At 63.5% G+C, this 8,793-nt stretch carries 11 protein-coding genes and 1 pseudogene; 6 read left to right on the plus strand and 6 right to left on the minus strand.

Annotated features, from left to right (window positions below):
• The 3 genes and pseudogenes from ACESL8_RS10530 to ACESL8_RS10540 form a co-directional block, all read right to left on the minus strand.
• A partial coding sequence (locus ACESL8_RS10530) for a 50S ribosomal protein L20 (RefSeq protein WP_372918605.1) occupies window positions 1-96 on the minus strand: 96 nt, incomplete at its 3' end.
• Between the two features lie 12 nt (window positions 97-108).
• Entirely contained in the window at window positions 109-312 is a 204-nt protein-coding gene (gene rpmI, locus ACESL8_RS10535; protein WP_372918586.1) for a 50S ribosomal protein L35, read from the minus strand.
• Window positions 313-469: 157 nt separating this feature from the next.
• A pseudogene (locus tag ACESL8_RS10540) lies at window positions 470-1,027 on the minus strand (PEPxxWA-CTERM sorting domain-containing protein); the annotation flags it as partial.
• A 207-nt stretch (window positions 1,028-1,234) separates the two neighbouring features.
• Here ACESL8_RS10540 and ACESL8_RS10545 point away from each other — a divergent pair.
• Window positions 1,235-1,606 (plus strand): VOC family protein, encoded by a 372-nt coding sequence (locus tag ACESL8_RS10545; protein ID WP_372918607.1) that lies wholly within the window; start codon window positions 1,235-1,237, stop codon window positions 1,604-1,606.
• 6 nt (window positions 1,607-1,612) lie between these two features.
• Here ACESL8_RS10545 and ACESL8_RS10550 read toward each other — a convergent pair whose 3' ends face one another.
• Complete coding sequence (locus tag ACESL8_RS10550; RefSeq protein WP_372918588.1) at window positions 1,613-2,173, minus strand: YqgE/AlgH family protein; 561 nt, start codon at window positions 2,171-2,173, stop codon at window positions 1,613-1,615.
• An 83-nt stretch (window positions 2,174-2,256) separates the two neighbouring features.
• Between ACESL8_RS10550 and ACESL8_RS10555 the strand changes: the two genes are divergently transcribed.
• The 5 genes from ACESL8_RS10555 (at window position 2,257) to ACESL8_RS10575 (ending at window position 7,122) form a co-directional block, all read left to right on the plus strand.
• Entirely contained in the window at window positions 2,257-2,742 is a 486-nt protein-coding gene (locus ACESL8_RS10555; RefSeq protein ID WP_372918590.1) for a peroxiredoxin, read from the plus strand.
• 65 nt (window positions 2,743-2,807) lie between these two features.
• Window positions 2,808-5,042, plus strand: a complete 2,235-nt coding sequence (locus ACESL8_RS10560; protein ID WP_372918592.1) for a molybdopterin cofactor-binding domain-containing protein — start codon at window positions 2,808-2,810, stop codon at window positions 5,040-5,042.
• A complete protein-coding gene (gene hemH / locus ACESL8_RS10565) occupies window positions 5,039-6,064 on the plus strand; it encodes a ferrochelatase (RefSeq protein WP_372918594.1) in 1,026 nt (341 codons plus the stop codon). The genes ACESL8_RS10560 and hemH overlap by 4 nt, the downstream gene beginning before the upstream one ends.
• Before the next feature lie 96 nt (window positions 6,065-6,160).
• Window positions 6,161-6,883: an acetoacetyl-CoA reductase gene (phbB, locus tag ACESL8_RS10570; protein WP_372918596.1), complete on the plus strand. Its 723-nt coding sequence runs from the start codon at window positions 6,161-6,163 to the stop codon at window positions 6,881-6,883.
• Window positions 6,883-7,122: a ribbon-helix-helix domain-containing protein gene (locus ACESL8_RS10575; RefSeq protein WP_372918598.1), complete on the plus strand. Its 240-nt coding sequence runs from the start codon at window positions 6,883-6,885 to the stop codon at window positions 7,120-7,122. Before phbB ends, ACESL8_RS10575 begins: the two co-directional genes overlap by 1 nt.
• Window positions 7,123-7,168: 46 nt before the next feature.
• On the opposite strand, the gene ACESL8_RS10580 is transcribed toward ACESL8_RS10575, so the two are convergent.
• Window positions 7,169-7,891 carry a hypothetical protein gene (locus tag ACESL8_RS10580; protein WP_372918601.1) on the minus strand — a complete coding sequence of 241 codons (723 nt, stop codon included), beginning with the start codon at window positions 7,889-7,891 and terminating at the stop codon, window positions 7,169-7,171.
• Window positions 7,892-7,984: 93 nt separating this feature from the next.
• Window positions 7,985-8,793, minus strand: an 809-nt coding sequence (locus tag ACESL8_RS10585; RefSeq protein ID WP_372918603.1) for an HWE histidine kinase domain-containing protein, incomplete at its 5' end; no start/stop codon positions are given.

Consider the following 8,793-nt stretch of genomic DNA (forward strand, 5'->3'; position numbering starts at 1 on the left):
GCGGATGGTGTTCTTGCGACGGCCATAAAAGCCCTTCGCAGCGTCGAGAATGCGCTTGTGCCGAGCGCGGGTGGTCACACCACGTTTGATACGCATCTATGTCCTCCCTTACTTCAGGCCGTACGGCGCCCAGGCGTGCACCCGGGCTGTATCGGCGGTGGCCAGCACGGACGTGCCGCGATTCTGACGGATATATTTGGCGGTATGGTGGATCAGGCGGTGGCGCTTGCCGGCCACACCGTGCTTCACCTTGCCGGTGGCGGTGAACTTGAAGCGCTTCTTGACCCCGCTCTTGGTCTTCATCTTGGGCATTTCGGTCTCCTTATAAAGACGCATCGAAAACGGCCGTGGCAGCCCTTGTCGCCAGGCAGTTCGGTTCATGCGGAACGGGCGCTATAACGAAGCGCCGGCCGCGGGGCAACCCCCACGGCCGGCGCCATTCACTTGAAGCGGGTTCAGGCGGCGAAGCAGCCTTGCGGCGGCGCTGGATTGCGCCAACCAGGCCGAAGCCGGCGATCAGCATGGCCCAGCTGGCCGGTTCCGGAACGGCACCGCCGGCGGGATCGCGGACGACCCAGGTTTCATGGCAGCATTCGCCTGGGCGCGCCGTGACAGGCATGTTCCACACTTCGCCGGAGACACCATCACTAAAATCGCAATGGCTGTAGCTGTTTGAAAACCACGGCGTGGCGCAAGCGGTGGCCACCGAGTTTTCGCCAAAGAACGTCGCGCCCGAGACAGGATCGCTGCCGTTCGCTGGCACGTTGGCGCCGGCAAACTGGAATTTGGTGTAGTTCATGCCGCTGGCGAAATCGGCCGCAACGGCAACGCGCCAGCCCTGAGTGGACTGAAAGGAAAGATCGATTGGGCCACAGCTGTTCGGGCCTGACGCATCGCACGGGCTGGCCCACGCCCAATCAAGACCGCCAAAGGTGACATAGGCGTTGGCCGCCACCGGTGCATTGATGATGGCGGCAGCCGGGCTGGCGGCGGCGATGGCGACGGCAGCAGCAAATAACACACGCATTTCAATATTCCCCAATTAAGCAAAGCAGATCGCTGATGAATTGGGGTGCAAATACCGTGCCAAAGGAAAAATCCACGGAAAACAGCGGGTTGAAAAATGCTTTCCGTCAATAGTGTAAAGATTTCCGACAGTTTCCTCACCCACAAGCCGCGCTTGCGACTCGATTTCGTTCTTGATATGTTCGAACTGCTGAAAAACAGCAGGTCTATGATCGGTTATGTCACCGTGGGGACGAACGACATGCCGCGCGCGGCGCGGTTCTACGATGCGATCGCCGCGGAAATGGGCACGGCGCGCATGATGGAGTTTGAAAGCTTCATCGCCTGGGGAACCGCCAACGGCCCGGCCGGCATCGCCGTTACCAAGCCGTTCGATGGCGGCCCGGCAAGCGTGGGCAACGGCGTGATGGTGGCACTGGAAGCCAGGGACCGGGACCAGGTGGACCGCATCCATGCGCTGGCGCTGGCCAATGGCGGCAGCGATGAAGGCGTGCCAGGCCCGCGCGGCGATCAGGGCTTTTATGCCGGCTATTTCCGCGATCCGGATGGCAACAAGCTCAACGCCTTCGTGATGGGGTGAATTGCGTTACGCCCGTCCCGGGGTCGCTGACAGGTTCGCCACTGCGACGCCGGTGAGGGCAAAGGCGCGTTCCCAGCGTTTTTCGAGCGGCGTGTCCCACACGGTGGCGGCGTCGCCGGGCGCAAGGTGCCAGCCATGCTGGCGCATTTCCATGTCGAGCTGGCCGGCGCCCCAGCCGGCATAGCCCAGCACCATGTGCCAGCGTTTGGGCCCGTCACCGCGCGCGATCGCCCGCAACACATCCAGCGTGGAGGTGAAGGCCCAGGAATTCCCCACCCTGATCGTTCCAGATGCCGCATAATCGGCTTCGTGCAGCACAAAGCCGTGGCCGGATTCCACCGGGCCGCCTTCCAGCACCGGGCCATCGGGCAATTGGCCGGGATCGACATCAAGCTGGGCCAGCAGTGCATGCAGCCGCAGGTCGGGGTGCGCCCGGTTGATCACCAGGCCAAGCGCGCCGCCTTCATCGTGCAGGCACATGGCGATGGCCGTGCGATCGAAGCGGTCGTCACCGATGCCGGGCATCGACAGCAGCAGCTGGCCGGAAAGAAAAGGCGGGGTTTCCACGCCGGCCACCATAGGCCCGCGCTGGACGCCAGCCAAGGCCAAGGCTAGGAACGTTCGGGTAATTTGCACTTGGGAGAATGAGCATGTCGATCAAAGTTGGTGATTCGATTCCGGCGATGACCCTGGTGAAGGCCACTGCCGATGGTCCGGCGCCGGTGACGACGGGCGATCTGTTTGGCGGCCGCACCGTGGCGCTGTTTTCGGTGCCGGGGGCCTTCACTCCCACCTGTTCGGCGCGCCACCTGCCCGGCTATGTCGATAATGCCGCGGCCATGCAGGGCAAGGGTGTCGATGAAGTGGTGTGCGTGTCGGTCAACGATGCTTTTGTGATGGCGGCGTGGGGCAAATCGGCCAGCGCCGATGGCAAGGTGACGATGATCGCCGACGGCAATGGCGATTTTTCCAAGGCGCTTGGCCTCACCTTCGATGGCAGCGCCTATGGCATGGGCGTACGCGGCCAGCGTTTTTCGATGATCATCAAGGACGGCAAGGTGGCCGAGCTCAATGTCGAGCCGCCCGGCGCGTTTGGCGTGTCGTCGGCGGAACATCTGCTGGGGCAGTTGGCCTGAAGGACCGGCTTTTCCTGCGGCGCGCTGGCCAGCGCGCCGGTACTGGCCTTACCCGCCGCACTCTGTTGATTGCGGCGGCGGCTGGCACCGGCCTTGCCATCGGCTGGGCCGTGTGGCCGCGCGCCGCGCGGCTGAACTGGACGGCGGGGCCGAACGAAACGCTGATCAATGCCTATGTGAAGATCGGTGCCGATGGCCGGGTCACGGTGGCGGCGGCGCAGGCCGAAATGGGGCAGGGCATCTGGTCGGCGCTGGCGCAGATCCTTGCCGATGAACTTGGCGCTGATTGGCAGACGGTGGGCGTAGAGCCGGCGCCGCTGGGCCCCGATTATGCCAATCCCGGCCTGGCGCTGGGGGCGGCGGCCGACCAATCCGAACCGATGCGAAGCCTGATCCTTGGCACCGGCCGCCGTGTGGCGCGGTTTCTGGATTTCCAGATCACCGGCGGTTCCAACAGCGTGCGCGCCTGGGAAATGCCGCTGCGCGCCGCCGGGGCAACTGCCCGCGAGATGCTGGTGAAGGCTGCGGCTCGGCGCTGGCAGGTGGACTGGGCGGATGTCGATACCGCCGATGGCTTTGTCGTTTACAAGGCCAATCGTCTGCCGTTCCGCGCCGTGCTCGCCGACCTTGATCCCGATGATGCGCCCGAAGAACCGGCGCTGCGCACGGTAAGAAAACTCGCGGGCAAGCCGGTGCTGCGGCTGGATATTCCGGCCAAGGTCGATGGTTCGGCGCGGTTCGGCATCGATGTGCGGCTGCCCGGCATGGGCTATGCCGCGATTGTGCAAGGCCCGTTGGGGGCGACCGCGGCACCCCTGGGCAAGCCAATCCTGCCGCCGGGCATCACGCTGGTGCAGGAAGCTGGCTTCGTCGCCTGCGTGGCCGATAATTGGTATGCCGCGCACAAGGCGGTGACCGCGCTGCCGATCAAATGGCAATTGGGCAAGGATCCGCCCGGCCCGTGGCAACTGGCGGCGGTTCGCGGTGCGTTGGCCGCCGAAGGCAAGCCATTCGGGCCGCAGGGCCAGGTGGGCAAAGTGGTGCGGGACGAAGGTGACGTGGCGGCGGCGCTGAAGGGCGGGGCGCTCACGGCCGAATACAACCTGCCGTTCCTCGCTCATGCCTGCCTCGAACCGATGACCGCCACAGCGCGCGTCGGTGGCGGGACTGGCGGACTTCGGGCGGAGATATGGGCACCAACGCAAAGCGCCAGTTTCGCCGCACGCGCGGTTGCCCGTGCGCTGGACATCGATGGCGATGATGTGGTGGTGCACCCGACGCTGATCGGCGGCGGCTTTGGCCGCAAGGTGGAAGGCGATGCCTGCGCGCAGGCCGCGCTGATCGCTCGTGCCGTGGGCCGGCCGGTGCAATTGATCTGGAGCCGCGAGGAAGATTTCGGCCACGACATGTACCGCCCCGCAGTGGCCGCGCGCCTGCATGGCCGCGCCGCGCCGGGCGGCATAACAGGCTGGAACGCTGCGATTGCCGTGCCTGATGTGGGCGCCGCCTTTGCCGGGCGCAACATCGGCAGCTTTGTCGGCGGCCCGTCGGCCAGTGCCGGCGCCATCGAAGGCGCGGTGGAACTGCCCTATGCCATTCCCAATATGCGGGTGCAGCATTGCCTGGCCGATTGCACGGCGCCGCTGGGTTTCTGGCGCAGTGTTGGCCACAGTTTCACCGGCTTCATCGTCGAAAGTTTCGTCGACGAACTGGCGTTTGCTGCTGCGGTCGACCCGGCTGCATTCCGGCTGGCCATGCTGAAGGACAAGCCGCGCCACGCGGCGGTATTGCAGGCCGTGCTGGAAATGGGCGGGCCGCTGGGGCGGGATGAGGGCGGCGGCGGCGGCCCCACCAACAGGCAGGTGGGCCGCGGCATCGCGCTGGTGGAAAGTTTCGGCAGCATCGTTGCGCAAATTGCCGAGGTGGAGGCCGTGCCTGGGCCCAATGGTAACTGGCGCCCGCGCGTGACGCGGGTGTGGGCAGCGGTCGATTGCGGGCGGGTGATCAACCCCGATACGGTGGCGGCGCAGATCGAAGGCGGCATCATCTATGGCTTGTCGGCCGCGCTTTTTGGCCGCATCGATTTTGACGGGGGCGCGGTGGTGCAGAATAATTTTCACGCCTATCCGCTTGTCACCATGGTCGATTGTCCTGAAATCGAAACGCGTATCATCGCGTCTGATGCTGATCCCGGCGGTATTGGCGAACCCGGCACGCCGCCGATCGCGGCGGCCGTGGCCAATGCGCTGTTTGCCGCCACTGGCAAACGCTGGCGCAACCTGCCGTTCGTTTCGGCATGACGGCACCGCTCATCCTGCCGCCGGTATCGTTGCCGGAAAATCACCCGCCGGTGAAATCGGGCCGCATCGGCGTGCTGATGGTCAATCTTGGATCACCGGATGCGCCGGATGTGCCGGGGGTGAAGCGGTTTTTGCGGGAATTTCTGTCGGATACGCGGGTGATCGAGATTCCGCAGATCTTGTGGCAGCCGATCCTCAACCTGCTGATCCTCAATATCCGGCCGCGCACCACGGCAGCCAACTATGCCAAGGTGTGGATGGACGAAGGCTCCCCCATTACCGTTTATACCAGGCGTCAGGCAGAGGCCATGCAGGTGAGGCTGGGCGGCAACGTGGTCGTGGATTGGGCGATGCGTTACGGCAGGCGCTCCATCGCGGATCGGCTGGAGGCGCTGATGCAGGCGGGCTGCGATCGCATCCTGCTAGCGCCGATGTACCCGCAATATTCGGCGGCGACCAATGCCACGGTTGTGGATGAGGCCGCGCGCGCCCTGATGGGCATGCGCTGGCAGCCGACGCTGCGCACGATGGCGCCGTATTTCGACAATCCCGATCACATCGCGGCGCTGGCGCAGTCCATCCGCGACGGGGTAGCGAGCCTCGATTTCGTGCCCGATCTGATCCTCACCAGTTTTCACGGCATGCCGCTGCGCACGCTGGAGGCCGGCGATCCGTATCACTGCCAGTGCCTGAAAACCGGGCGCTTGCTGGGCGAGGCGCTGGGCATGCGGGTGAAGGCAACGTTCCAATCGCGCTTTGGCCGGGCCGAATGGCTGAAGCCCTATACCGACGAAACGCTGCTCAACCTGCCGAAGGAAGGCGTGACCAGGATTGCGGTGGTTTCGCCGGGCTTTGCCGCCGATTGCCTGGAAACACTGGAGGAGGTTGCGATGGAAGGCCGCGACGAATTCATCGATGCTGGCGGGACGCATTTCGCCTATATTCCGTGCCTGAACGACAGCGACACCGGCATGGCCATGCTGGAAGCCATCGTGCGCCGTGAACTGGCGGGATGGCTGTAATGGCCGGTTGAGCCGGCGCGCAATCCAGACCAAGATGCGCCCAAGTCCGCACAGCGACAGGCGGGCGTTAACTTGGGATGGAAGGAAGCGGCGCACATGGCTCGGGTAGCAGTGGTTACGGGCGGCACACGCGGCATCGGCGAGGCGATCAGCTTGGCGCTGCACGGTATGGGCATCACAGTGGCGGCCAATTTTGGCGGCAGTGACGAAAATGCCCGCGCTTTCACCGAAAAAACTGGCATCCGCAGTTACAAGTGGAACGTGGCCAATCACCAAGCCTGTCTTGATGGCTGCGCGCAGGTTGCGGCTGAACTTGGCCCCATTGATATCGTCGTCAACAACGCCGGCATCACCCGCGACGGCACGCTGATGAAGATGAGCTGGGAGGCTTGGGACGAGGTGATCCGGGTCAATCTGGGCGGCTGTTTCAACATGGCCAAGGCGACCTTTGCCGGCATGAAGGAGCGCGGCTTTGGCCGGTATGTGCAGATCGGCAGCATCAACGGCCAGGCCGGGCAATATGGCCAGGTGAACTATGCCGCTGCAAAATCGGGCATCCATGGCTTTACCAAGGCGCTGGCGCAGGAAGGTGCGCGTTTTGGCATCACGGCCAATGCCATCGCGCCGGGCTATATCGATACCGACATGGTTGCCGCAGTGCCGCCCGATGTGCTCGCCAAGATCGTCGCCAAGATCCCGGTTGGGCGGCTGGGCCAAGCCAGCGAAATCGCGCGCACCGTGGCCTTTCTGGTGGGCGAGGATGGCGGCTTCATCACCGGTTCGACCATGTCGATCAACGGCGGGCAGCACATGTATTGATGGCGGCCCGCGATTCTGGCCCCAAAAAATACAGCCTCACCATCCAGGGCCACGCCACCAGCCTGACCCTCGAGCCGGTGTTCTGGCAGGCCTTGAACGACGCAGCGGCCAGCGACGGAAAATCGCTGGCCGCGCTCGTTTCCGAAATCGACGAAGCGCGGACGACAAACCTGTCGAGTGCGGTGCGGGTGTGGCTGTTTGAACGCGCGCTGGGCTTGCAGTGCAAGGCGCTGGATTGATTCGATTGGCGCCGGCTGCGGTTCCTCGGTTGCGGGTCGTCGATGCCTATGAATCGGATATTTCGCGAGACAGGCTGTCCCTTGTGTAAGGCTTGGAGATGATCGGCGCTGAGCGATGCTCCAATGGAACGTCGATTTGATTGCTGTAGCCGGTGGCAAAGGCATAGCGAACGCCAAGTTCACGCAGGCGTGCCGCGATTGGCCAGCTCATTTCGCTGCCGAGGTTGATATCCAGAAGCGCGAAACTCGGCGTCTCGATTGTCAGCAGGCGCAACGCCTGGGCAACGTTGCTTGCAAACAGCACGTTTCTGGCACCAAGCGCCAACAGCATGTCTTCCGCCTCGAGCGCGATGATCATGTTGTCTTCGACAAGGAGCACGGTACCATCCAATCGCGCTTCCTGCCTTGCGTGGTGGTGGTTGCCCAGCGGCTCAATCTCCGTATTGCCGACGAGCTCGAAATGCTTGGCCGGGATAACAAATCGGGCGAGCAGGCCACCGGGTGCGTAGTCGATGGCCGCGTCACCGCCGAGTTCATGCGGCACCATTCTGTAGATGATTGTCGAACCAAACCCGCGCTTGGTTGGAACCACTACCGGAGGACCGCCAATTTCATGCCAGTTCAACGGCAGGTTGCCATCGGCGTCCAGATCCCAAGCGATCACCAGCTGTCCAGATTCTCCCGACAGCGCGCCGTATTTGACGGCATTGGTCAGCAATTCATGCACCACAAGCGCCAAGGTCAAAAAGCCCTGCGGTGCAATAAGCACTGAAGGTCCATCGAAGGAAACACGATCTCTCTCACCGCCGAGAAAGGCCGAAACCTCTGCACTGATCAGTGTTGTGAGCGACCCTGGGCCCCACTATTTGGCGGTTATCTGGTCATGAGCCCGAGCCAGTGCGTGGACGCGATCGCCGAGTACAGAGGCGAACGTGTCGAGATCAGGTGCGGTCAGCCGGCTTTGCGCCACGAGACTGCTGATCAGGCCAAGGATGTTGCGTACCCGGTGGTTGAGTTCGGCAATCAATAGCTCCTGCTTTTGCGTCGCCGCCCGATTTTCCGTCTCGGTCATGCCGGCCTGTTGCAGGAAGACTTCGAACAGCGTGGCGCGCAGCAGCTCGGCCTCCCCCAGTTCAAAAGGAGTCCAGGGCGCTGACTGGCCCCGAACCAGCTCGCGCCATGCCGCAAAGCTTTTACGCGGTGAAAGCTGCGGGCCGCCGGGACCAACGACAACCAGTTTGTCTGGCTTGCCCGCCCAAGTGACGGCGTGCGGCCGTTCGTGCCGGAAAAACACCAGATAATTTCCCGTCGAGCGCGAAATCGGTATCACCAGCACCCCGGCGGCTCGGTCGACGAAATCGCGCGCCGGCGCAAACGCCAGGCCCAGATTTGACGTTGCATAAATCTGATCGGATTGGTGGTTGCCGAGGAAACCTCGCAACGTCTCGCACTCGTCAACTGTCGGTGTATCGCCCGATACAGTCACAACGCCATCGGCGTACACCGCGATACCATCGCAAGGCAGCAGCGCCTTGATGCCGCCCGCAAGCCGCGCCATCGTCTGGGCGGTGGTGCCGTTTATGACAACCGTTGCAACCAGTTGCTCGCGAAGCTGTTTCGTGCGGGCTGCGTTTTCGACGACGGCTGCCCGTTCGCGCTGTTCGATCAGCA

This window comes from Sandarakinorhabdus sp., from assembly GCF_041689835.1.
Lineage (GTDB): Bacteria > Pseudomonadota > Alphaproteobacteria > Sphingomonadales > Sphingomonadaceae > Sandarakinorhabdus.